Annotated in this window: 23 protein-coding genes; 10 read left to right on the top strand and 13 right to left on the bottom strand. The window is 64.1% G+C overall.

The window, feature by feature from the left end:
- Positions 1-152: 152 nt before the first annotated feature.
- Positions 153-779, top strand: coding sequence for a peptide-methionine (S)-S-oxide reductase MsrA (gene msrA, locus B5V46_RS00470; RefSeq protein ID WP_369822848.1), 627 nt, complete (start codon positions 153-155; stop codon positions 777-779).
- Positions 780-783: 4 nt separating this feature from the next.
- Here msrA and B5V46_RS00465 read toward each other — a convergent pair whose 3' ends face one another.
- Both B5V46_RS00465 and B5V46_RS00460 read right to left on the bottom strand, forming a co-directional pair.
- A complete protein-coding gene (locus B5V46_RS00465; protein WP_080614768.1) occupies positions 784-3,042 on the bottom strand; it encodes an NADP-dependent malic enzyme in 2,259 nt (752 codons plus the stop codon).
- A gap of 15 nt (positions 3,043-3,057) precedes the next feature.
- Complete coding sequence (locus B5V46_RS00460; RefSeq protein WP_196774299.1) at positions 3,058-3,729, bottom strand: YrbL family protein; 672 nt, start codon at positions 3,727-3,729, stop codon at positions 3,058-3,060.
- 200 nt (positions 3,730-3,929) lie between these two features.
- On the opposite strand from B5V46_RS00460, the gene mutS reads away from it, so the two are divergent.
- Entirely contained in the window at positions 3,930-6,560 is a 2,631-nt protein-coding gene (mutS, locus tag B5V46_RS00455; protein ID WP_080617883.1) for a DNA mismatch repair protein MutS, read from the top strand.
- A gap of 63 nt (positions 6,561-6,623) precedes the next feature.
- Here the strand turns inward: mutS and B5V46_RS00450 are convergent, their stop codons facing one another.
- Positions 6,624-7,172, bottom strand: coding sequence for a nucleotide exchange factor GrpE (locus tag B5V46_RS00450; protein ID WP_080614766.1), 549 nt, complete (start codon positions 7,170-7,172; stop codon positions 6,624-6,626).
- A 3-nt stretch (positions 7,173-7,175) separates the two neighbouring features.
- Positions 7,176-8,216 carry a heat-inducible transcriptional repressor HrcA gene (hrcA, locus tag B5V46_RS00445; protein ID WP_231119324.1) on the bottom strand — a complete coding sequence of 347 codons (1,041 nt, stop codon included), beginning with the start codon at positions 8,214-8,216 and terminating at the stop codon, positions 7,176-7,178.
- Between the two features lie 171 nt (positions 8,217-8,387).
- On the opposite strand from hrcA, the gene rph reads away from it, so the two are divergent.
- From rph to hemW, 3 genes are read left to right on the top strand one after another with little or no spacing between them, the layout of a single operon-like run.
- Positions 8,388-9,104 (top strand): ribonuclease PH, encoded by a 717-nt coding sequence (gene rph / locus B5V46_RS00440; RefSeq protein WP_080614765.1) that lies wholly within the window; start codon positions 8,388-8,390, stop codon positions 9,102-9,104.
- 4 nt (positions 9,105-9,108) lie between these two features.
- A complete protein-coding gene (rdgB, locus tag B5V46_RS00435; RefSeq protein WP_080614764.1) occupies positions 9,109-9,717 on the top strand; it encodes an RdgB/HAM1 family non-canonical purine NTP pyrophosphatase in 609 nt (202 codons plus the stop codon).
- Complete coding sequence (gene hemW / locus B5V46_RS00430; protein ID WP_080614763.1) at positions 9,707-10,870, top strand: radical SAM family heme chaperone HemW; 1,164 nt, start codon at positions 9,707-9,709, stop codon at positions 10,868-10,870. Before rdgB ends, hemW begins: the two co-directional genes overlap by 11 nt.
- Positions 10,871-10,873: 3 nt before the next feature.
- Here the strand turns inward: hemW and B5V46_RS00425 are convergent, their stop codons facing one another.
- The 7 genes from B5V46_RS00425 to B5V46_RS00395 form a co-directional block, all read right to left on the bottom strand.
- On the bottom strand, positions 10,874-11,773 hold the full coding sequence (locus B5V46_RS00425) for a ParB/RepB/Spo0J family partition protein (RefSeq protein WP_080614762.1): 900 nt from the start codon (positions 11,771-11,773) through the stop codon (positions 10,874-10,876).
- A gap of 26 nt (positions 11,774-11,799) precedes the next feature.
- A complete protein-coding gene (locus B5V46_RS00420; protein ID WP_080614761.1) occupies positions 11,800-12,609 on the bottom strand; it encodes a ParA family protein in 810 nt (269 codons plus the stop codon).
- Positions 12,602-13,222, bottom strand: a complete 621-nt coding sequence (gene rsmG, locus B5V46_RS00415) for a 16S rRNA (guanine(527)-N(7))-methyltransferase RsmG (protein WP_080614760.1) — start codon at positions 13,220-13,222, stop codon at positions 12,602-12,604. The genes B5V46_RS00420 and rsmG overlap by 8 nt, the downstream gene beginning before the upstream one ends.
- Positions 13,219-15,093, bottom strand: a complete 1,875-nt coding sequence (gene mnmG, locus B5V46_RS00410) for a tRNA uridine-5-carboxymethylaminomethyl(34) synthesis enzyme MnmG (protein WP_080614759.1) — start codon at positions 15,091-15,093, stop codon at positions 13,219-13,221. The genes rsmG and mnmG overlap by 4 nt, the downstream gene beginning before the upstream one ends.
- Positions 15,094-15,096: 3 nt before the next feature.
- Positions 15,097-16,386, bottom strand: coding sequence for a tRNA uridine-5-carboxymethylaminomethyl(34) synthesis GTPase MnmE (gene mnmE, locus B5V46_RS00405; protein WP_080614758.1), 1,290 nt, complete (start codon positions 16,384-16,386; stop codon positions 15,097-15,099).
- Between the two features lie 24 nt (positions 16,387-16,410).
- Positions 16,411-17,679, bottom strand: coding sequence for a transcription termination factor Rho (rho, locus tag B5V46_RS00400; protein ID WP_196774381.1), 1,269 nt, complete (start codon positions 17,677-17,679; stop codon positions 16,411-16,413).
- Positions 17,680-17,825: 146 nt separating this feature from the next.
- A complete protein-coding gene (locus B5V46_RS00395) occupies positions 17,826-18,275 on the bottom strand; it encodes a CopD family protein (protein WP_080614756.1) in 450 nt (149 codons plus the stop codon).
- A 442-nt stretch (positions 18,276-18,717) separates the two neighbouring features.
- On the opposite strand from B5V46_RS00395, the gene B5V46_RS00390 reads away from it, so the two are divergent.
- The 4 genes from B5V46_RS00390 to dnaQ are packed head-to-tail and all read left to right on the top strand — an operon-like array spanning position 18,718 to position 21,470.
- The gene (locus B5V46_RS00390) at positions 18,718-19,317 is read left to right on the top strand and encodes a nucleoside triphosphate pyrophosphatase (RefSeq protein WP_080617881.1); all 600 of its coding nucleotides are present in this window, start codon (positions 18,718-18,720) and stop codon (positions 19,315-19,317) included.
- On the top strand, positions 19,314-20,147 hold the full coding sequence (locus B5V46_RS00385; protein WP_080614755.1) for a shikimate dehydrogenase: 834 nt from the start codon (positions 19,314-19,316) through the stop codon (positions 20,145-20,147). Before B5V46_RS00390 ends, B5V46_RS00385 begins: the two co-directional genes overlap by 4 nt.
- Complete coding sequence (gene coaE, locus B5V46_RS00380; RefSeq protein ID WP_080614754.1) at positions 20,144-20,740, top strand: dephospho-CoA kinase; 597 nt, start codon at positions 20,144-20,146, stop codon at positions 20,738-20,740. Before B5V46_RS00385 ends, coaE begins: the two co-directional genes overlap by 4 nt.
- Positions 20,733-21,470, top strand: coding sequence for a DNA polymerase III subunit epsilon (gene dnaQ / locus B5V46_RS00375; RefSeq protein WP_080614753.1), 738 nt, complete (start codon positions 20,733-20,735; stop codon positions 21,468-21,470). Before coaE ends, dnaQ begins: the two co-directional genes overlap by 8 nt.
- Before the next feature lie 6 nt (positions 21,471-21,476).
- Here dnaQ and secB read toward each other — a convergent pair whose 3' ends face one another.
- Positions 21,477-21,983 carry a protein-export chaperone SecB gene (gene secB / locus B5V46_RS00370; protein ID WP_080614752.1) on the bottom strand — a complete coding sequence of 169 codons (507 nt, stop codon included), beginning with the start codon at positions 21,981-21,983 and terminating at the stop codon, positions 21,477-21,479.
- Positions 21,984-22,077: 94 nt separating this feature from the next.
- Positions 22,078-22,605 carry an FxsA family protein gene (locus B5V46_RS00365; RefSeq protein WP_080614751.1) on the bottom strand — a complete coding sequence of 176 codons (528 nt, stop codon included), beginning with the start codon at positions 22,603-22,605 and terminating at the stop codon, positions 22,078-22,080.
- A gap of 112 nt (positions 22,606-22,717) precedes the next feature.
- Here B5V46_RS00365 and B5V46_RS00360 point away from each other — a divergent pair, with 112 nt between their 5' ends.
- Positions 22,718-23,386 (top strand): Tim44/TimA family putative adaptor protein, encoded by a 669-nt coding sequence (locus B5V46_RS00360; protein WP_080617880.1) that lies wholly within the window; start codon positions 22,718-22,720, stop codon positions 23,384-23,386.
- The last annotated feature ends 73 nt before the right edge of the window (positions 23,387-23,459 follow it).

Below are 23,459 nucleotides of genomic sequence, written 5' to 3'. Positions count from 1 at the left end.
GGGACCGGCCCAACCGTGCCGGTCCCGCCTTCGTGACCTCACGCGCTTGTGGGTTTCACGGCCGATCTCCGGATGCCTATCCTCCGCCCCGAGACGGAAAAGGACGACAGGCCATGGCGATGTCCCTCAAGGCGATGAAACCGGTTCTGCTGATGCTCGCGCTCGTGCTCGGCTACATGGTCAAGGGCGGCAGGGCACAGGCCACAGAGCCCGAAACCGCGATCTTCGCGGGCGGCTGCTTCTGGTGCGTCGAGGCCGATTTCGAAAGCGTTCCGGGCGTGAGCGGGGTGGTCTCGGGCTATACCGGCGGCACCCTGGAAAACCCCACCTATCGCGATGTCTCGCATGGCGGCACCGGTCATTACGAGGCGGTCCGCATCACCTATGATCCGGAGCGGGTCAGCTATCCCGAACTCCTGTCGCTGTTCTTCCGGTCTGTCGATCCGACCGATCCGGGCGGGCAGTTCTGCGACCGCGGAGACAGCTATCGCACGGCCATTTTCGTCTCTGATCCGGCCGAAAGAGAGGCGGCAGAGGTTGCAAAGGCCGAGGCCCGGAGCGCCCTGTCGCAGGAGATCGTGACCCCGGTCCTAGAGGCCGGGCCGTTCTACGAGGCCGAGGCCTATCACCAGGACTACTACCGGCAGACCGGCCTGATCCTGACCCGGTTTGGACCGAAATCGAAGGCCGAGGCCTACAAGCTTTACCGCAAGGCCTGCGGCCGCGACGCCCGGGTCAAAGCCCTCTGGGGCGACGCGGCAGCCTTTTCAGGGTCCTGACGGCTCAGCCGACCTCGCAGGCGGCCAGCAGGGCCATGTTCAGGATGTCGTTGACCGTCGAGACCGTGGAGCAGATCTGGATCGGCTTCTCGACACCTGCGAGGATCGGACCGATCACCGTGGCCCCTGCCATTTCCTGCATCAGCTTGACCGAAATCGAGGCCGAATGCCGGGCCGGCACCACCAGCACATTGGCAGGCCCCGACAGGCGACAGAACGGATAGCGCGCCATCGCGGTCGGGTTCAGTGCCACATCGACCGTCATCTCGCCGTCGAATTCGAAATCGACACCGCGTTTGGCCAGCACCTCGGAGGCACGATGCATCTTGGTCGCCCGCTCGCTGACCGGATAGCCGAAGGTCGAGAAGCTGAGGAAGGCCACGCGCGGCTCGATGCCGAGGCCACGCGCCACTTCGGCCGCATGGACCGCGATATTGGCCAGATCCTCTTCCTCGGGCCATTCATGCACCAGCGTATCGGCGATGAAGACGATCTTGCCCTTGTGAAGAAGCGCGGTGACGCCGACCGCCCCGTCCTGGGCGCGGGCGTCGAAGACGTGGTTGATCAGCTCCAGCACATGGGCCGATTTCCGCGTCGCGCCGGTCACCAGCGCATCGCCATGGCCATGCGCCAGCATCAGCGCCGAGAACACATGCCGGTCGCGCGCGGCAAGCCGGTTGATGTCATGGGTGTCGAAGCCCTTGCGCTGCAGCCGTTGATAGAGGAACGCGCGATAGGACTCGAGATGGCGGGTATTGGCGGCATTGACCACCTCGATCTCGCGATAGGCATCGCCCAGACCGGCCTGTTCGAGCTTTTCCCTCACCTCGGCCTCGCGGCCGACGACGATGGCCTGGCCATAGCCCGCACGGTGATAGCCGACCGCGGCGCGCAGCACCCTCTCGTCATCGCCCTCGGCAAAGATCATGCGCGCCTGTGCGGCCTTGGCGCGCGCCGCGATCCCCGACAGGATCGAGGCGGTGGGATCCATCCGCGCCTTCAGCCGCTGTTCGTACTCGTCCATGTCGACGATGGGCCGCCGCGCCACGCCGGTATCCATCCCCGCGCGCGCCACCGCCGGCGGAATGGTATAGATCAGACGCGGATCGAAAGGCGTCGGAATGATGTAATCGCGCCCGAAGGTCAGTTTCTTGCCATAGGCCATGGCGACCTCGTCAGGCACATCCTCGCGCGCAAGTGCGGCCAGCGCCTCGGCGCAGGCGATCTTCATCTCGTCATTGATCGCCCGGGCATGGATGTCTAGCGCGCCGCGGAAGAGATAGGGAAAGCCCAGCACGTTGTTGACCTGGTTCGGATAGTCCGACCGGCCGGTCGCGACGATGGCATCGGGCCTGACCTCCTGCGCCTCTTCGGGCGTGATCTCGGGATCGGGATTCGCCATCGCGAAGATGACCGGATTCTCGGCCATCGAGGCCACCATCCCGGGCGTCACCGCGCCCTTTGCGCTGACGCCCAGGAACACGTCGGCGCCCACCATCGCCTCTTCCAGCGTGCGGGCATCGGTATGGGCGGCATGGGCCGATTTCCACTGGTTCATGCCCTCGGTGCGGCCCTGATAGATCACACCCTTGGTATCGCAGGCGATGCAGTTGTCATGCTTCGCCCCCATCGACTTGACCAGTTCCAGGCAGGCGATCCCGGCCGCACCGGCGCCGTTCAGCACGATCCGGCATTCCTCGATCTTCTTGCCCGACAGGTGCAGCGCGTTGATCAGCCCCGCTGCGCAGATCACCGCGGTGCCGTGCTGGTCGTCATGGAAGACCGGAATGTCCATCTCTTCCTTGAGCCGCTGCTCGATGATGAAGCACTCGGGCGCCTTGATGTCCTCGAGGTTGATGCCGCCGAAGGTCGGCCCCATCAGCCGCACCGCCCGGATGATCTCTTCGGGGTCCTCGGTATCCAGCTCGATATCGACCGCGTTCACATCGGCAAAGCGCTTGAACAGGACCGACTTGCCCTCCATCACCGGCTTCGAGGCCAGCGCGCCCAGATTGCCCATGCCGAGGATCGCGGTGCCGTTCGAGATGACGGCGACCATGTTGCCCTTGCATGTGTAGTCATAGGCGGTCTCGGGCGCATCGGCGATGGCCTGAACCGGCACCGCCACGCCCGGGCTGTAGGCCAGGCTGAGGTCGCGCTGGGTGGTCATGGGCTTGGTCGCCACGATCTCGTATTTCCCCGGCACGGGATCGATATGATAACTCAGCGCCTCTTCGGGGGTCGGGCGGGTCGTCTTGCTCAAGGCGCAGATCCTTATCTAACGGCGCGGAAGGCCGAAAACGCGGTCTTTCGCATCCCAGGTCAATCCGGTCACGCGGCTCGTATCCTCAAAGCGTTTGCACAGGCTTCGCTCGTTGAGGTGGCTGGACCAGGTTCGTAACGGAATTAGATGACTGTCCCCGAGGCCGTCAACAAGCACGAATTGGGGAACCCCGGCCCTCTGACCAAAAAGAATATTGCTCGGGCTCAGGTCATTCGCGCGAACGCGCCACGCAAAGATCCGCCGCACGAAATCGTTCAACAACTCCAGATGGTGCTCCTGGAACTCGTTGCGCAGGATCATCTCGCGCAGGCTGGTGCCCAGGTTTCCTTTCCCATCCGTGATCCGTTCCGCGATCATCCCCGGGCCCAGATCGGTCTGCACCAGACCCCGCAGCTCGACGATCGGCAGAGCGCCGGACTGGCCGGCCTGCGCCAGTTTGGCCGCCAGGTAGCATTTGTATTCGCGAAACAGAAAGCGATAGTTGGTCGAGGGCAAAAAGCGGCGCAGCAAGCGTTTGTACCAGGTCATGTTGGTGCCGCCCTCGCGGGGCAGAACCACCTTGACCACGACATCGGGATAGCCGTCGATGAGAAACAGCGCGCGCTTGTTGCCGCGTGCGACTTGCGGTTTGTCCCGCAGGATAAGGGGCTTTCGATTCAATAGCATACCGGTACCAAATTCATCGTCTCGCTGAGACCGCATGTACCTAACGGACTGACAGACCTGTCACAATATGGAACTGGCTCGCTCCTTCCGGGCGATGGCGCGACCAATCGCTCTTTTCCTCGGTTGTGACGTTCTCTAGGGTGCAGCAGGTCAGCCGAGGGAGAGATCGGGTGAGCGATACGCCCAACACCGTGACGCCGATGATGGCGCAATATCTGGAAATCAAGCGCGCCCATCCGGGCGCGCTGCTGTTCTATCGGATGGGCGATTTCTACGAGATGTTCTTCGATGATGCCGTGGCCGCGGCCCAGGCGCTGGACATCGCGCTGACAAAGCGCGGCAAGCATCTGGGCGAAGACATCCCGATGTGCGGCGTGCCCGTCCATGCCGCTGAAAGCTATCTGCTGACGCTGATCCGCAAGGGGTTCCGGGTCGCGGTCTGCGAACAGATGGAAGACCCGGCCGAGGCCAAGAAGCGCGGCTCGAAATCGGTCGTGAAGCGCGACGTGGTCAGGCTGGTCACGCCGGGCACGCTGACCGAGGAAACGCTGCTGGAGGCGCGGCGCCACAACTTCCTTGCCGCCTTCGCCGAGGTCAGGGGCGAGGCCGCGCTGGCCTGGGTCGACATCTCGACCGGCGCCTTTCGCACCATGGGCTGCCCGGGCGTGCGGCTGGGCGCCGAACTCGCACGTCTGGCCCCGCGCGAAGTGCTTCTGAACGAGGCAACAGAACGCGATTGGGCCGAGATAGTCTCTGAATCCGGCGCCTCGGTCACGCCGCTCTCGCGCGCGAGTTTCGACAGCAGCTCGGCCGAAACCCGTCTGACCGGGCTGTTCTCGGTGGGCACGCTCGAGGGCTTCGGCACCTTCTCGCGCGCCGAGCTGTCGGCGATGGGGGCGCTGGTCGACTATCTGGAGATCACCCAGAAGGGCAAGCTGCCGCTCCTGCGCCCGCCGGTGCGCGAGGCGATGGGCGGCACCATGCAGATCGACGCCGCGACCCGGCGCAATCTGGAACTGACCGCCAGCCTGTCCGGCGGCCGCGAGGGCAGCCTGCTGGCGGCCATCGACCGCAGCGTCACCGCCGCAGGCGCGCGGTTGCTGGAACGGCGGATCTCCAGCCCCTCGCGCGATCTGCCGACGATCCATGCCCGGCTCGCGGCGGTCCGGGCGCTGGTCGAGGATGCCGGGCTTTGCGCCGCCCTGCGCGACAGCCTGCGGAAATGCCCCGATATCGACCGGGCGCTGTCGCGGCTGGGGCTCGACCGGGGCGGGCCGCGGGATCTGGCGGCGATCCGCAACGGGCTGACCCAGGCCGCGGACGTGGCCGGGCTTCTGGACGACGGGCTGCCGCAAACGCTAAGCGATGCGCGGGCGGCGCTGACCGGGCATGACACGCTTTGCGATCTGCTCGACCGGGCTCTGGTGGCCGAACCGCCGCTGTTGGTCCGCGATGGCGGTTTCATCGCCACGGGCTTCGATACCGGGCTGGACGAGGCACGCACGCTGCGCGACGAGGGCCGTGGCGTGATCGCGCGGATGCAGGCGGGCTTTGCCGAAGAAACCGGGATTTCCTCACTGAAGATCAAGCACAACAACGTGCTGGGCTATTTCATCGAGGTCACCGCCACCCATGCCGAACGGATGCTGTCGCCGCCGCTGTCGGATACCTTCATCCACCGCCAGACCACGGCCAATGCGCTGCGCTTCACCACGGTCGAGCTGTCGGAACTGGAAACCCGCATCCTGAATGCCGGGAACCGGGCGCTGGAGATCGAAAAACGGCTCTATGACAGCCTGAAAGGCGCCATTCTTGACTGCGCGGGCCCGGTCGGTCAGGCCGCTTCGGCCCTGGCCGAGATCGACCTTGCGACCGGGCTTGCCGATCTGGCCCGGGGCGAGGACTGGTGCGAGCCGCTGGTCGATGACAGCCGCGCCTTTGACGTGGCGGGCGGACGTCACCCGGTGGTGGAACGCGCGCTGAGGCGTCAGGGCGGCGCCCCTTTCATCGCCAATGACTGCGATCTGGCCCAGGCCGAAAGCGGCGCCGCGATCTGGCTTCTGACCGGGCCCAACATGTCGGGCAAATCGACCTTCCTGCGGCAGAATGCGCTGATCGCGCTGCTGGCACAGGCGGGCAGCTTCGTGCCCGCCGCCTCGGCCCATATCGGATTGGTGTCGCAGCTTTTCAGCCGGGTCGGCGCCGCGGACGATCTGGCGCGCGGACGCTCGACCTTCATGGTCGAGATGGTCGAGACCGCCGCGATCCTCAATCAGGCCGACGACCGGGCGCTGGTGATCCTCGACGAGATCGGACGCGGCACCGCCACCTATGACGGGCTGTCCATCGCCTGGGCGACGCTCGAGCATCTGCATGACGCGAACCGCTGCCGCGCGCTCTTTGCCACCCATTACCACGAGATGACGGCGCTGACGCAAAAGCTCTCGGGCGTCGAGAACGCCACAGTTGCGGTGAAGGAATGGGAAGGCGACGTGATCTTCCTGCACGAGGTGCGCAAGGGCGCGGCGGACCGGTCCTACGGGGTGCAGGTGGCGCGGCTGGCGGGCCTGCCCGACAGCGTCGTCGAGCGCGCCCGGGTGGTGCTTGACGCGCTGGAACGGGGCGAACGCGAGGGCGGGCGGACGCCCTCTGCGCTGATCGACGATCTGCCGCTGTTCTCGGCCGCGGCGATCCCGCAACCGCCGAAGCCCGCGCCCGCAGGTCCCTCGCCTCTGGCAAACCGGCTGTCGGCGATCCATCCCGACGAGTTGAGCCCGCGCGAGGCGCTGGACCTGATCTACGAGCTGAAAGCGCTGGCCGGGCCGGAATAGAGCCTTTTGCAAACAAGAACGCCCGACCGGTGGGTCGGGCGTTTCCCGTGAAACGGTCCGCTCTCAGGAGGCGGGTGTCGAGGACACACCGACCTGTGCCGGACGCAGCAACCTGTCATGCAGCATGAAGCCGACGGCCATCACCTGGATGATGTCGCCGGCCTTGGTCTCGGGGACCGGAGCCTCGAACATCGCCTGATGCAGCTGCGGATCGAATTTGTCGCCCGCCTCGGGGGCCACCCGTTCGATGCCATGCTTGGCAAAGACGTTCAGAAGCTCGCGCAGGGTCAGCTCGACCCCTTCGAGCAGCGCCGCATTCGCCTCGCGTTGTTCGTCGGTGACGACCTCGAGCGCGCGGGAAAGGTTGTCATAGACCGGCAGCATGTCGCGGGCGAGTTTCGAGCCGCCGTAATTCTCGGCCTCGCGGCGGTCGCGGTCGGCCCGTTTGCGCGCATTCTCGGCATCGGCCAGCGCCCGCATGAACCGGTCGCGGAGCTCGTCCCGTTCGGCCTTCAAAGCCTCGATTTCCTCGGCAGTGAGCTCGGGGGGGTCGATTTCGGCTGCGGTCTCGGTCTCTACGTCGTCGAGTTCGGTCTTTTCAGGTTCTGCCATCTTTCATCCCTTGCCGCGGTCGGCGATCAGCTTGCCCACCAGCTGGGCGGTGTAATCCACGATCGGTACGATCCGTCCGTAGTTCAGCCGGGTCGGCCCGATCACCCCCACGGCGCCAATGATCTTCCGGTCAGCGTTCATATATGGAGAGACCACCAAAGAGGAACCCGAAAGTGAAAAAAGCTTGTTCTCGGAGCCGATGAAGATGCGCACGCCCTCGCCCTCCTCGGCCAGCTCGAGAAACTCGGCGATGTCGCGCTTGCGTTCCAGATCGTCGAACAGGCTCCGGATCCGGTCGAGATCGGCGGCCTCTGCCGGATCGGACAGAAGATTGGCCCGGCCGCGCACGATCAACCGCGCCTGATCATGGCCATCGTTCTCCCACACCGCGAGCCCGGCCTCGACCATGACCCGGGCCAGATCGTCAAGCTCCTGCCGGCGCCGCGCGATCTCGACCTTCATCGTGTCGCGCAACTCGCTCAGCGTCCGTCCTTCGGCCAGCGCGTTGAGGAAATTGGCAGCCTCGCGCATAGAGGAGGGCGTCTGCCCCGGCGATGGCTGGAAAAGTCGGTTCTCGACATGACCGTCGGCAAAGACCAGAACCGTCAGCGCCCGGTCAGCGCCGAGGCTCACGAATTCGATATGCCTGATCGGCGCCTCGTGCTTGGGCGCGAGAACCAGGCTGGCGCCATGGGTCGCCCCTGACAGCGCGGCCCCCACCCGGTCGAGAAGCGCACCCACATCGGAGGTGTTCGCCCCGAGCGTCGCGTCGATCTTCTCGCGATCCTCCTCCCTGAGGTCGCGGACCTCCAGAAGCCCGTCGACGAACATCCTGAGCCCGAGCTGCGTCGGGACCCGCCCGGCCGAGACATGCGGACTGTTCAGCAGACCGAGAAACTCGAGATCCTGCATCACGTTGCGGATGGTGGCGGCGCTGACCTTCTCGCTCATCGTCCGGGTCAGCGTGCGCGACCCCACCGGGTCGCCGGATTCGAGATAGCCCTCGACCACGCGGCGAAACACCTCGCGCGAGCGATCGTTCATCTCTTCGAGAATGCCTTGGGTGCTCACCTGCCGCGCCTCCGTCGAAGCGGTGCCATTAAAGGGAAGATCCCGATCTCGTCAATCGGGCCCGTCAACAGGACCATCAATCGGGGTTGCATCGGCGTCCGGCTCATGGGAGCAAAGCTTCAAAACCAATAAAAGGACAGTCCGATGCGCCCATCCCGTCGTGATGTAAGCGAACTTCGCCCGGTTTCAATCGAGACCGGCGTGACCAAGCATGCCGAAGGCTCGTGCCTGATCCGCATGGGCGATACCCATGTGCTTTGCACCGCGACGCTGGAAGAGCGGGTGCCGCCCTTCCTGAAGAATTCGGGCCTCGGCTGGGTCACCGCCGAATACGGGATGCTGCCGCGGGCCACGACCACGCGGATGCGCCGCGAGGCGGCCCAGGGCAAGCAGGGCGGCCGTACCGTAGAGATCCAGCGCCTGATCGGCCGCAGCCTGCGCGCGGGCGTCGACCGCGTGGCGCTTGGCGAACGCCAGATCACCATCGACTGCGACGTGATCCAGGCCGATGGTGGCACCCGCTGCGCCTCGATCACCGGCGGCTGGGTCGCGCTGCGGCTGGCCGTGAACAAGCTGATGAAGACCGGCGAGGTGATCTCGGACCCGCTGATCGATCCGGTCGCGGCCGTCTCCTGCGGGATCTATGCCGGCCAGCCGGTACTGGATCTGGACTATCCCGAAGACAGCGAGGCCGGCGTCGACGGCAATTTCGTGATGACCGGCTCCGGCAAGCTGATCGAGGTGCAGATGTCGGCCGAGGGCTCGACCTATACCCGCGCGCAGATGAATGCGCTGCTCGATCTGGCCGAAAAGGGTGTGGCCGAGCTTGTCGCCGCCCAGAAAGCCGCGATCGGAGGCTGAACCAATGCGCCGGTTTGACGGAAAGACGCTGCTGGTGGCGACCCATAACAGCGGCAAGCTCGAAGAGATCGCGGACCTGCTGAAGCCTTTCGGCATTTCCGTCACCGGCGCGGCCGAACATGACCTGCCTGAACCGGACGAGACCGAGGATACATTCGTCGGCAATGCCCGGATCAAGGCCCATGCCGCGGCGAAGGCCACCGGGCTTCCTGCCCTGGCCGACGATAGCGGGCTTGCGGTCGACGCGCTCGGGGGCGCGCCGGGCGTCTATACCGCCGATTGGGCCGAGACAGGCTCTGGACGCGACTTCCCGATGGCGATGGAAAAGGTCTGGACCAGGCTCGAGGAGGCGAATGCCCCCGAGCCCCGGAGCGCGCAATTCTGCTGTACCTTCGTGCTGGCCTGGCCCGATGGTCATGACGAGGTGTTCGAGGGCCGCATGCCCGGGCGCATCGTCTGGCCGATGCGCGGCGATCAGGGCCATGGCTTCGACCCGATCTTTCAGCCCGACGGCCATGACATCACCTTCGGCGAAATGGACCGCTGGGAAAAGAACCGGATCAGCCACCGCGCCCGCGCCTTCGAGAAACTGGTGAGCCTGTTTGACCGCTGAAGACTGGCAGGAGGGCGGGTTCGGGCTGTACGTCCACTGGCCGTTCTGCCTGTCGAAATGCCCCTATTGCGACTTCAACAGCCATGTTTCGGCCGAGATAGACACGAAACGCTGGCAGAACGCCTATATTTCGGAAATCAGCCGCCTCGGCGCCGAAACCGGCCCGCGTGTCCTGAACACCGTCTTTTTCGGCGGCGGCACGCCCAGCCTGATGCCGCCCGAGCTGGTCGGCGCCATTCTCGAGACCGCCCGGTCGGTCTGGACGCCCGCAAATGACATCGAGGTGACGCTCGAGGCCAATCCGACCTCGGTCGAGGCCGGACGTTTCACGGGATTTGCCGAAGCCGGCGTCAACCGGGTCTCGCTTGGCGTCCAGGCGCTGAACGATGCCGATCTCAGGCGGCTCGGGCGCACGCACAGCGTGGCCGAGGCCCGCGCCGCCTTCGACATCGCCCGGACCCGCTTTCCGCGGGTCAGCTTCGATCTGATCTATGCCCGGCAAGCCCAAAGCCTCGCGGCCTGGCGCGCGGAACTCGACGAGGCTCTGGCGATGGCGGTCGATCACCTTTCGCTTTACCAGCTCACCGTCGAGGCCGGCACCGCCTTTGGCGACCGGCTGGCACGCGGCGGGCTGAAAGGGTTGCCCGACGAGGATCTCGGCGCAGATCTCTACGAATTGACGCAAGAGAGATGCGACGCCGCCGGACTGCCCGCCTATGAGGTCTCGAACCATGCCCGGCCCGGCGCCGAGTCGCGACATAACCTGATCTATTGGCAGGCCGGCGATTATGCCGGGATCGGACCGGGGGCACATGGCCGCCTGACGCTTTCCGGTCGGCGCCAGGCCACCGAAACTCCGCTCGCCCCCACCGCCTGGCTCGAACGCGTCGAACGCACTGGCACCGGCGAGCTGTCCCGAGCCGCGGTTTTGCCTGCAGATCAGGCTGCGGAATATCTGATGATGGGCCTGCGTCTTGCCCGCGGTCTGTCACTGTCGCGGCAGGAAAGAATGGCAGGCGCGCCACTAAATTTCAATAAAATCAAGGAATTGTCTGAACTCGGCCTGATCGTGGTCGATCACGGTTTCCTGCGGGCCACATCGGCGGGCCGAGCAGTGCTGAATGCGGTGATCCGCGCACTGCTACCCGATTGAGTCTCAGTCCAGGCTGCCCGACGGCCCGCTCAAAGCGGCACAAAGCCTGTCGAGTTCTTCAAGCGACGCATACGACAGGACAAGATCACCCGATCCGTCGGCGCGGTGTTCGATCGAGACGCCCACCCCCAGATTGGCCGCCAGGTCCTGCTCGAGGGCGCGGGTATCGGCGTCCTTGGCCAGCGGCGGCGGCGGACGGCGCGTTTTCGGCGCAGAGCCTGACTTGGCCAGCTTCTCGGTCGCACGCACCGACAGTTGGCCCTTGATGACCTGCCGCGCCAGCTTCGCCGGATCTTCGGTTGTGATCAACGCCCGGGCATGGCCCGCGCTCAGCCGCCCTTCACGCAGATAGCCCTGCACCTCGTCCGGCAATTGCAGCAGACGCAGCAGATTGGCGATATGGCTGCGACTTTTACCCAGCGCTTCGGCGACCTTATCTTGTGTGTGGCCGAAGCGATCCATCAACTGGCGGTAGCCCATCGCCTCTTCCAGCGCGTTCAGATCGGCGCGCTGGATGTTCTCGATAATCGCGATTTCCAGAACTTCGGTATCGTCCAGCTCACGGACGATCACCGGAACCTCATGCTGCTGAGCCAGTTGCGAGGCGCGCCAGCGACGTTCGCCAGCGACGATCTCGAAATGCCCATCGCTACGCTTGCTGGGCCGGACAATCAGAGGCTGGATCACGCCCTTCTCGCGGATCGAGTCTGAAAGCTCCTTCAGCGCCTCTTCCGAAAATTGTCGCCGCGGCTGATCGGGATTGGGCTCAAGCAGATCCAGCGCAATCATCAAATCGGCCTTGCTGCGCGGCGCCTCGCCCCGCTCGGCTTCCGGTTCGATACGCACATCGGCCATAAGCGCCGACAGACCACGCCCCAGGCCGCGTTTTTCAGGTTGCTTCATCTTTCGTCCCCCAGTGCCTTAGTGCCTCAGGCGCCCACCGGCACTTTCGGCTCGAGCATTTCCTGCGCAAGTGCGCGATAGGCTTCGGCCCCGCGTGAATTCGGGTCATAATCGAGCACAGGCATCGCATAGGACGGCGCCTCGCTGACCCGGACGTTGCGCGGGATGACCGTTCGGAACACCAGATCGCCCAGATAGGCCCGCGCATCGTTTTCGACGGCTTGCGAGAGGTTGTTGCGCCGGTCAGCCATGGTCAGCACCACCCCCTCGATCCTGAGATTCGAATTGGCGGTCTGACGCAATTCCCGGATGGTGAGCATCAGTTGCGACAGACCTTCCAGCGCGAAAAACTCGCTTTGCAGCGGCACAAGAACCGAATGCGCGGCCACCATCGCATTGATGGTCAGCAAACTCAGCGCTGGCGGGCAATCGATCAGCACGAAATCGAAGCAATAAGCATCCATTGCCGGCTGGCGAAGCGCATCATGCAGCAAAAAGCTGCGTTTCTCATTGGCGACCATCTCGATATCGGCCGAACTGAGATCTGTGGTCGAGGGCGCGATATACAGGTTCCCCTTGGGCGACTTGACCACAATATCGGCCAGCGGCGCGTCATCCAGGATCAGATCATATGTCGTCTTGACCCGCGCTTCGGGCGCAATGCCAAGCCCCGTCGAGGCATTTCCCTGAGGATCGATATCGACAATCAGAACCGTCTTGCCAAGCTCGGCCAGGGCAGCGCCGAGGTTGATCGCGGTTGTAGTCTTGCCGACGCCGCCCTTCTGGTTTGCCACGGCGATGATTTTCGGGCCTTTCGGGCGCGTGGGGTCAGACACGGGCGATGCCTCCGAGTTTCAGAACAACGGCCTGCGGGTCAGTCTTGCTGGGATGGTTTTGAACCTCGAACCGCCAGGATGCAAGCGCCCGCTTCACTTCATCGGCGTAACGGGCGCCTTTCGGGAATAATGCGACCCCACCCGGGGCAAGATGCCGCTCTGCAAAACCCAAAAGCCGGTCAAGGGGCGCCAAGGCACGGGCCGAAAGCACATCCGCCCCTTGCGGATCCGCGGTCTCGAGGCGCTCATCGATCACCTCAACCCGGTCCAGGCCGATTTCCCGGGCTACGGTCCGCAGGAATGTCGCCTTTCGTTGGTCGCTTTCAATCAGCGTGACCCGAAGATCCGGCGCCCGCTCGTCGGCGAGAATTGCGATCACAAGTCCCGGAAAGCCGCCACCGCTTCCCAGATCAACCCAGTGCCGCGGCTCCCCCGGGGCAAGATCGAAAAGCTGGGCGGAATCCGCAAAATGCCGGGTTTCGAGCTCCTCCAGTGTGGCGCGCGATATCAGATTTATCACAGGGGTCCATTTGCGCAAAAGGGATGCATAGCTGGCCAGACGTTCCGATGTTTCACGTGAAACATCGGTCAAATCTCCTATTGAAATTGTCATGCCGACCGCCGCTCCATCTGGCGCAGGCGTGCGAGAACCAGAGTTGCCGCAGCCGGGGTCATGCCGTCGATGCGTGCCGCCTGCCCCAGCGTTTCCGGGCGCACCCGGGAGAGCTTTCCTTTCAGCTCCGACGACAGCCCGTCGAGTCCTTCATAATCGAAGTCGTGCGGAATGAGCTGTGCCTCGTCCCGTCGCATCGCCTCTACATCTTGTGTCTGGCGGGCAATATAATTGACATATAACGCGTCTCGCGCCAATTGAACCCGGGTTTCGCTGTCAATCTCAGCAAGCTCCGGTGCAAGCGGGATCAGGTCTTCGAACGTGACATCAGGGAAGGCGAGAAGATCGATACCAGATCGGCGAGTACCATCAGCGTTCACTTTGATCCCGACTGCGGCCACCTGTTTCGGCGTCACTGAAAGCGCCTCGAGCCGCGCACGGCCAGTTGACAGACGCTCCATCTTCGCCTCGAAAGAGGTCCGGCGCCGCTCTCCAACGCAGCCTATATCGATCCCGACCGGCGTCAGGCGTTGGTCGGCGTTATCCGCCCGAAGGGACAGACGAAATTCGGCGCGTGAGGTGAACATGCGATAGGGTTCGCTGACACCGCGCGTGACCAGATCGTCGATCATTACACCGATATAGCTGCTGGTCCGGCTGAAGATCGCGGGCCTCTGCCCCGCCACGGCCCGTGCCGCATTCAGACCTGCGACCAGACCCTGCGCAGCCGCCTCTTCATATCCCGTTGTGCCGTTGATCTGTCCGGCCAGGTACAGTCCAGGCACATCGCGCAGCTCGAGAGTCGGCCGCAGCGCGCGCGGATCGACATAGTCGTATTCGATAGCATAGCCCGGTTGCAGGATAGTCGCGTTTTCCAGCCCCTTGATAGACCGGACATAGGCGTGCTGCACCTCTTCAGGAAGCGAGGTTGAAATGCCGTTAGGATAGACGGTCGTATCGTCGAGACCTTCCGGCTCGAGAAATATCTGGTGCGACTCCTTTTCCGCAAATCGGACGATCTTGTCCTCGATGGACGGGCAATAGCGGGGCCCCACCCCTTCTATATGACCGCCGTACATCGCGGAACGGGACAGATTTTCCCGAATGATATCATGGGTTTGCGAATTCGTATGGGTAATACCGCAGGCAACCTGACGCGCCTCGACCTTGGTCGAGAGGAAGGAGAACAACACCGGTTCGTCATCACCCGGCTGGTGGTCGAGGCGATCCCAGTCGATCGTCCTTCCGTCGAGTCGCGGCGGCGTGCCGGTCTTGAGCCGCCCCAGCGGCAGCCCGAATTCGTCGATCCGCTCGGCGAGACGTACAGATGGGAGGTCACCGATGCGGCCTCCGGGGCGCTGACGGTCCCCGATATGGATGACACCGCGCAGGAAAGTGCCCGTGGTGAGAACCACGGCCCCGGCGGACACTTCGCTTCCATCAGCCAGAACGACCCCCGCAATGCGGCCATCGCACTGAAGAAAATCAGCGGCCTCACCTTCGACTATCTCGAGAACCGGCACAGCGCCGAGAGCCGTTTGAACCGCCTGGCGATAGAGCTTTCGGTCGGCCTGTGCCCGCGGCCCCTGTACGGCGGGGCCCTTGCGGCGGTTCAACAGACGAAACTGGATACCAGCCTGATCGGCAGCCCGGCCCATTACCCCGTCCATTGCATCGACCTCGCGTACGAGATGGCCCTTACCGAGGCCACCAATCGCCGGGTTGCAGGACATGACGCCGATTCCGTCCCGTCGCAGCGTGACCAAGGCTGTCCGCGCGCCAAGACGCGCCGCGGCATGGGCCGCCTCGGCACCGGCATGGCCACCACCGACCACGAGAACGTCAAAAGCGCGATGTTTCACGTGAAACACTCCTCACTTTCCAAGACAGAAGCGCGAAAAAATCTCGTCGAGAAGAGATTCGACATCTATACGGCCCAGCAAGGTTTCCAGAGCCCGCGCGGCACGGCGCAAATCCTCCGCAGCCAGTTCTGCCGTTTCCATGCCGAGAGATAGCTGATTCTGTGCCTCGGCGATAGCACCGCCGGCCCGTCGCATTGCCTCGGCATGACGTTCTCTCGTAGCCGTGACAGTCCGCGAGGCGCGCCCTTCCAGCGTCCTGGATATCCTGGCCACCAGCTCGGCGACGCCCTCTCCGGTACGACCCGATACCCCTTGCCCGGCACCGTCGCCAAGGTCCGACTTGCCCCGCAGGACGATATCTTCGGGTCCGGGCGCCAGTCCCTGAGTCTTGCCGGTATCGTCGAGAAGAAAAACACGCAAATCAGCGGCTTCGGCGCGGGCAACGGCGCGGGCGATACCGATCGTCTCGATCTCATCCGTGCTGTCCCGCAGACCGGCGGTATCGAGAAAGGTCACGGGAAGACCGTCAAGATCCATCCGGACCTCGATCACATCCCGGGTCGTGCCCGCATGTTCCGACGTTATCGCCGCCTCGCGCCCGGCAAGGTGATTCAGAAGCGTGGATTTGCCAGCATTCGGCGGGCCGACGATGGCAACTTCGAATCCGTCGCGGATACGCTCCGCCACCGATACGCCATCGATCTCTGCCTGCAGGGATGCCGCAACCTCGGCAAGCAACCCCGTCACTTCCGGGGTCACGTCGACCGGCACATCTTCGTCGGCAAAATCGATGGTCGCTTCCAGAAGCGCAGCCGCCCTGACCAGGGCCTCGCGCCAGCGATCGACCTTCTCCCCGAGCGCCCCTGACAGGACTCGCAAAGCTTGACGCCGTTGCGCTTCGGTTTCCGCCTCGAGAAGATCGCCCAACCCTTCGACCTGCGCGAGATCGAGCACGCCGTTTTCCAGCGCGCGGCGCGTGAATTCGCCGGGCTCGGCCAGCCTCAGGCCATCGATGCGCCCCAGGGCCGAGAGCAGCGCCGAGACGGTTGCCGGGCTACCATGACATTGAAATTCAACGACATCTTCGCCAGTAAAACTGGCACCCTTGGCAAAGCACAGAACCAGGGCCTCATCGAGCGGCACGCCATCGGCATCCGCGAGACGCCGCAGACCCGCCTGCCGTGGTGCAGGCAAAGACCCCGCCAGCGCGCGCGCGGCGGAACAGGCCCGAGGGCCGGAAATGCGGATAACGGCGACGCCCGCTTTTCCGCGCGCCGTCGCCTGAGCGAAGATCGTGTCCAGGGATCACCTCCGGGCGTTGCCGCCTCAGGTGTTCATCGAATCGAAGAATTCGGAATTTGTCTTGGTCTGCTTGAGCTTCGAGATCAGGAACTCGATGGCGTCGGTGGTGCCCATCGGGTTCAGGATCCGGCGCAGAACGAAGGTCTTCTGCAGGTCCGACTTGTCGACAAGAAGATCCTCTTTCCGGGTGCCGGATTTGAGGATGTCCATGGCCGGGAAAACGCGCTTGTCGGCGACCTTGCGGTCGAGCACGATCTCGGAATTGCCCGTGCCCTTGAATTCCTCGAAGATCACCTCGTCCATCCGCGAACCTGTATCGATCAGCGCGGTCGCGATGATGGTCAGCGACCCGCCCTCCTCGATATTCCGGGCGGCACCGAAGAACCGTTTCGGCCGCTGCAGCGCGTTGGCGTCGACACCACCGGTCAGCACCTTCCCCGAAGACGGCACCACAGTATTGTAGGCGCGACCAAGTCTGGTGATCGAATCGAGCAGGATAACAACATCTCGCTTATGCTCGACCAGGCGCTTGGCTTTCTCGATGACCATTTCGGCCACGGCCACGTGACGCGTCGCCGGTTCGTCGAAGGTCGAGGAAATGACCTCGCCCTTCACGGACCGCTGCATGTCCGTGACTTCCTCGGGACGTTCGTCGATCAGAAGGACGATCAGATAGGTCTCGGGGTGGTTGGTCTCGATGGAATTGGCGATGTTCTGCAACAGGACCGTCTTACCGGTCCGCGGAGGCGCCACGATCAGCGCACGCTGCCCCTTCCCGATCGGCGCAACCAGATCGATGATCCGGGCCGAACGGTCGCGGATCGTCGGATCCTCGATTTCCATCTTCAGCCGCTCGTCCGGATAAAGCGGCGTCAGGTTGTCGAAGTTGATCTTGTGCCGGGCCTGTTCGGGGTCCTGGAAGTTGATCTTCGTGACCTTGGTGATCGCGAAATAGCGCTCGTTCTCGCGCGGCGCCTGCATCACGCCCTCGACCGTGTCGCCCGTGCGCAGCGCATGCTGGCGGATCATCTCGGTCGAGACGTAGATGTCGTCCGGACCGGGCAGATAGTTGGCCTCGGGCGAGCGCAGGAAGCCGAACCCGTCCTGCAGAACCTCGAGAACGCCGTCACCCGAGATTTCCCAGCCGTCCTCGGCGCGCTCCTTGAGGATCGAGAACATCATCTCGCCCTTGCGCATCGCCGACGCGTTCTCGATCTCGAGCTCTTCGGCCATGGAGAGAAGGGCCTTGGGGCTCTGGGCCTTGAGATCGGCGAGGTTCAGGCATTCTTGGATCATGGCAAAGCTTTGCGGAAGACGGCGCTGACGGAGTGCGCACACGTTATACGGGAAGCCTCGGATCGGACGACCCGAGTTAAGCCTGCTCCTTAGTCCTGTGCGGCCCGTGAGTCAACTCGCCACCCACGGACCCGCAAGCCGGATCAGAATTTCATCACCACCGAGAAGACGATGACCAGCATCAGGAGGGTCGGCAACTCGTTCATCATGCGGAAGGTGCGACCGGTCCGGGTGTTGCGCCCGGCCACGAAATCCTTGCGCCGCGCGCCCAGCCACATGTGAAACCAGGTCATCGCGATCACGCAGGCGCCCTTGGTATAGGGCCAGATCGTATCCCAGTAGACGATGTTCGGGGTCAGAACCAGAGCCAGACCGAAGACCCAGACGGCGATGATCGAAGGGTTCATGATGTAGCGGTAGAGCTTCATCTCCATGACCTGGAACAACGCATCGGTCTCGTGCCCCGGGGTCACCTTCTCGGTGTGATAGACGAAGATCCGGGGCAGATAGAACAGACCCGCCATCCAGGTCAGCACCGCAATGATGTGCAGTGATTTGGTCCAAGGATACATGTTGGCCAGAAATTCCGACATCGCCGTGCCTCGCTACGCTTGGTCGCCTACCGCGCCTCTTCTAGAGCAATAGGAAAAGAAAAGAAAAGATGATGATTTTGTAGGGCCTGTGGAGGATGTGGATTACTGCATATTCCACGATCTCATCCACAGCAGGAACGCTTGTGGAAGAAAGTGACGATAACTCGTCAGGATTTCATGGGGCGACACGCAGGTAGTTGTACTGCAATTGTTTTTTACCTCTCTGGCCTGCTCACGAGTTGTGGATAACTTCTGAATAATCTGTCTGCGACGATTCGTTCACAGCCAGTGATGAAGACAGTCCACGGTGGATTTGAGGACCCGGATTCTTGACATTTCCACGTATGAACGGCACCCGGGGATGAAAGAGGCTTCTTATCCTGAAACCGTGCAACCGTCTCACCTGGGTTTATCCACAGGGTTGCCCCGAATGCGTGATCCGATGTCCGACCGTGTGATCCTTGCTTCCGGCTCTGCCATCCGCCGCCAACTTCTGACCCGGGCCGGGCTCGTTTTCGAGGCGATGCCCGCGCGCGTCGATGAGGAGGCGATCCGCGCCGCGATGGAGGCCGAGGGCGCCGGACCGGACGACATCGCCGAGGAGCTTGCGGCCTTCAAGGCCAAGCGGGTGGCCGAAAAGCAGCCGGGTGCGCTGGTGATCGGCTGCGATCAGGTGCTGGCCCATCGCGGCAAGGTGCTGGCCAAGGCGGAATCCCGCGAGGACGCACGCGATCAGCTTCGCACGCTGCGCGGCGGCAAGCATCAGCTTCTGTCGGCGGTGGTGGTCTATGACGACATGCGCCCGCTCTGGCGCCATGTCGGCAAGGTCTCGCTGACGATGCGGCCGTTTTCCGATCTCTACCTGGACGAGTATCTTGACCGCAACTGGCTCGCCGTGCGCGATGCGGTTGGAGGCTACAAGCTTGAAGAGGAAGGCGTGCGCCTGTTTTCGGCCGTCGAGGGCGACTATTTCGATGTTCTCGGTCTGCCCCTGCTGCCGCTGCTGACCTTCCTGACGACCCGAGGAGTTTTGATGGCATGAGTGACAGAATCCCGCTGGCCGGCGTCATCGGCTCTCCTATTGCCCATTCCAAGTCACCGCTGCTGCACCGCCACTGGCTGGAGCGCTACGGCTTGCGCGGTTTCTACGTGCCGATGGATGTGGCCCATGCCGATCTGAAACAGGTGCTCGAGGCGCTGCCGCGGATGGGATTCGTCGGCGTGAACGTCACGATCCCGCATAAGGAAGCCATTCTTAGCCTGGCCGATTCCGTGTCGGATCGCGCGGCGCTGATCGGCTCGGCCAATACCCTGATCTTCCTGGCCGACGGCAAGGTCTATGCCGACAATACCGACGGGATCGGGTTTATCGAGAACCTGCGCCAGGGCGCGCCGGGCTGGGATCCGACATCGGGGCCGGCGGCCGTCCTGGGGGCCGGTGGCGCCGCCCGCGCCGTGGTCGCGGCGCTGTCCGAGCAGGGCGTGCGCGAGATCCGGGTGTCCAACCGCACCCGCTCGCGGGCCGAGGCGCTGCGGGCCGAGTTCGGCCCCAAGATCGTGATCCATGACTGGGTGCAGGCGGGGGCGATGATCGACGGTGCCGCGACCGTGGTGAACACCACGTCGCTGGGCATGGTCGGCAAGGCCGAGTTCAAGGTGCCGCTTGATGCGCTTTCGTCCGACGCTGTGGTCTGTGATTTGGTCTATGTGCCGCTCGAGACCCCTTTCCTGCGCGAGGCGCGGGCACGGGGCTGTGTCGCGGTCGACGGGCTGGGGATGCTGCTGCATCAGGCCGCGCCCGGGTTCGAGCGCTGGTTTGGCCGTCGGCCCGAGGTCGACGACGCCGCCCGCGCGGTGCTGCTCGGACAATGAACCGGCCGCGTCTTCTGGGGCTGACCGGCTCCATCGGCATGGGCAAGTCGACCACCGCCGCGCTGTTCCGCGAGAAGGGCGTGCCGGTCTGGGATGCCGATGCCGTCGTCCATGGCCTGTATGCCGAGGGCGGCGCCGCGGTGAAGCCCATCGGCGATCTCTGCCCCGAGGCCATCCGTCACGGCGCCGTCGACCGCGACGCGCTGAAGGCCTGGATCGCGCGCGAGCCCGAGGCCCTGATGCGGATCGAGGCCGTAGTGCATCCGCTGGTCGCGGCCGACCGGCAGGCCTTCATCGCGCGGCACCGCGAGGCGAGGCTGCTGGTGTTGGACATCCCGCTTCTGTTCGAGACCGGGGCCGAGAAATGGCTCGACGCGGTTCTGGTGGTGACCGCGCCGCCCGGGGTTCAGCGCGCCCGGGTGCTGGAGCGTCCGGGCATGACCGGGGCGCAGCTGGACGCGATCCTGGCCCGGCAGATGCCCGATGCCGAGAAACGCGCCCGCGCCGATCATGTGATCGAGACGCTGACGCTCGACCAGGCCCGGGCCGGGGTCGCGGCGCTGATCGACAAGCTGGGGACCGCAAATGCGTGAGATCGTACTCGATACCGAAACCACGGGCTTCGAGCCCGAGACCGGCGATCGGATCGTCGAGATCGGTGCCGTCGTGCTGTGGAACCATCTGCCGACCGGCGAGACGTTCCATGTCTATATCAACCCCGGTCGCGAGATGCCCGACGAAGCCTTCGGCGTGCACGGGATCGGCCCGGACATTCTGGCCAACCCGCGACCGGCAAAGCCCGGCGAGGTCACGCTGCGCGACAAGCCGCCCTTTTCCGAGGTCGGGCAGAAATTCCTGGATTTCGTGCAGGATTCGAAGCTGGTGATCCATAACGCCAGCTTTGACATGAAATTCCTGAATGCCGAACTGGGCTGGCTCGGCCTGCCCAAGCTGCCGATGAGCCAGGCACTCGACACGCTGGCCATTGCGCGCAAGAAGTTTCCGGGCTCCCCCGCGACGCTGGACGCGCTCTGCCGCCGCTTCGGCATCGACAACACCATGCGCGACAAGCACGGCGCCCTGCTCGATTCCGAGATCCTGGCCGAGGTCTATCTGGAACTGATCGGTGGCCGGCAGCCCGATTTCATGCTGGCGACCCGCTCCCGGGCGTCGCGCGGCGGCTCCGAGACCGAAACCGAGGCCTGGCGCCCGCGTCCGCGTCCGGCGCCCCTGCCCTCGCGTCTGACCGAGGAGGAAGCCGCCGCCCATCGTGCCTTTGTCGAGACGATGGGCGACGGCGCGCTATGGAAAAGCTTCGACTGAACGGTCTCAGGCGGTGCCGCTCGGGGTGTCTTGCTTCTGAAGATCGGCGGCGCGGCGCGCGATTTCCTGACGATACAGCGCGACGAAATCGACCGGCTCGAGGTTGAGCGAGGGGAAACCGCCGTCACGGGTCACGTCCGAGACGATCCGGCGCACATAGGGGAACAGCATCCGCGGGCATTCGATCAGCAGGAAGGGATGCAGCTGGTCCTCGGGCACGTTCTCGATATGGAACAGGCCGGCATAATCGAGTTCCATCAGGAAGAGCTGGCTCTGGTCGGCCTTGTTCTTCGAGGAAACGGTGAACTTGGTGATGATCTCGTATTGATGCTCGGCCGGGCGCTTGCGGGCGTCGAGCGCGACCTGCACCGTCACGTCAGGGGTGACCTCGCCCGAGGCGCCCTTCTGGACCAGAATATTCTCGAATGACATGTCCCGGATATACTGGCCCAGGATCTGCATTCTAACTTGCGGCGGCTGCGCGGCTGCGCCGTTGCCCTCGGTCTCGCTCATGACATGCTCCTGCGAAAGGTTGCGTTGGGTCTTCGCTTAGCAGGTCGCCCCCGGCCGCTCAATGCTGTCGCTGAATGCGGTCCTTCGCTGCCCCTCAGTGTCGGGTCCAGCCAGAGGGCGGCAATGTGCCGTCCTGTCCGTCCTGCTCGTCGCGGGGCGTGAGATCCTCGAAATCGCCGTCGATGATGTCGTCGCGTGCCGGACGCGACTGCCGGGCCGCGCCGCCAGAGGGACCGCGAGAGGCGCCGGCAGAGGCGGTGAAGCCGGTCGAATGCACGACCACGCGTTTCGACAGCCAGCGATAGGCCGCCGCGCGCACCGGCGGGATCAGCAGCAACAGCCCCATGGTGTCGGTGAAGAAGCCCGGCGTCAGCAGCATTGCCCCGGCAAAGAGGATCATCGCGCCATGGGCCAGCGGCTCGGTCGGGTCGCGCAATTCGTTGAACGAGCTGCGCACCTGCGACAGCGCCAGCGCGCCCTGTTGCCGCATCAGCCAGGTGCCCGCAGCGGCCGTCGCCAGCACGATGCCAAGCGTCGGCCAGAGCCCGATCAGCCCGCCCACCTGGATGAACAGAGCGATCTCGATCAGCGGGATCGAGAGGAAAAGCAGAAAAAGCCCCATTGCATTACCTCATTTGCGCTTCGGCTGGCCCGGTGGACTTGATTGAAGGCGTGCCTTACATATGTCCGGTGACGCTTCGATACAAACGCTTCCCGCGACCCGCGAGGTTTTCATGAGCTCTGCCATCATTCAACTCCTGGTTCTTGCCGGGATCGCCGTGTTTCTGATCCTGCGGCTGCGGTCCGTTCTCGGAACCCGGGAAGGGTTCGAGAAACCTCCGGTGCAGATGCCCGATCCGGCGGCGCGCCGGGCCGAGAACCGTCCCTCCTTCGAGGTGATCGAGGGCGGTCCCGATACCGACATCACCGATCATGTCGATGATGGCAGCCCGGCCGCCAAGGCTCTGGCCGCGATGAAGCTGGCCGAGCCGGGCTTTTCGGTCAGCGAGTTCCTGCATGGCGCCCGCGGTGCCTATGAAATGATCCTGATGTCCTTCGAGCATGGCACGCTCGATGAGGTCGCGGGCTTCCTCGCCCCCGACGTGCGCGAGAGCTTTGCCGAGGTGATCCGGCTTCGCGAAGAACAGGGCCTGTCGGTCGATGCCAGCTTCATCGGTGTGCGCGAACTGGTGCTGAAGGATGCGACCTATGACCGCGACAGCGGCGAGGCCGAGCTGACCGTCCGTTTCGTGGGCGAGCTGACCTCGGTGGTGCGCAACCAGAACGGCGAAGTGGTCGAGGGCAGCCCGAGCGAGATCAAGCGTCAGCGCGATGTCTGGACCTTCGCGCGGGTGATGGGCTCGGACGATCCCAACTGGCAGCTCGTCGCCACCGACGCGTGACGCGTCGCGATCGTCCGGATCTTCAATCCGGTTTCTGGAAGGACGGCCTGTGCCGTCCTTCTTTCGTTTGCGG

Origin of the sequence: Rhodovulum sp. MB263 (assembly GCF_002073975.1) — a bacterium.
GTDB lineage: Bacteria > Pseudomonadota > Alphaproteobacteria > Rhodobacterales > Rhodobacteraceae > Rhodovulum.
Note: the sequence above shows the minus strand (reverse complement) of the source record. Positions and strands in the feature narration are given on the sequence as shown.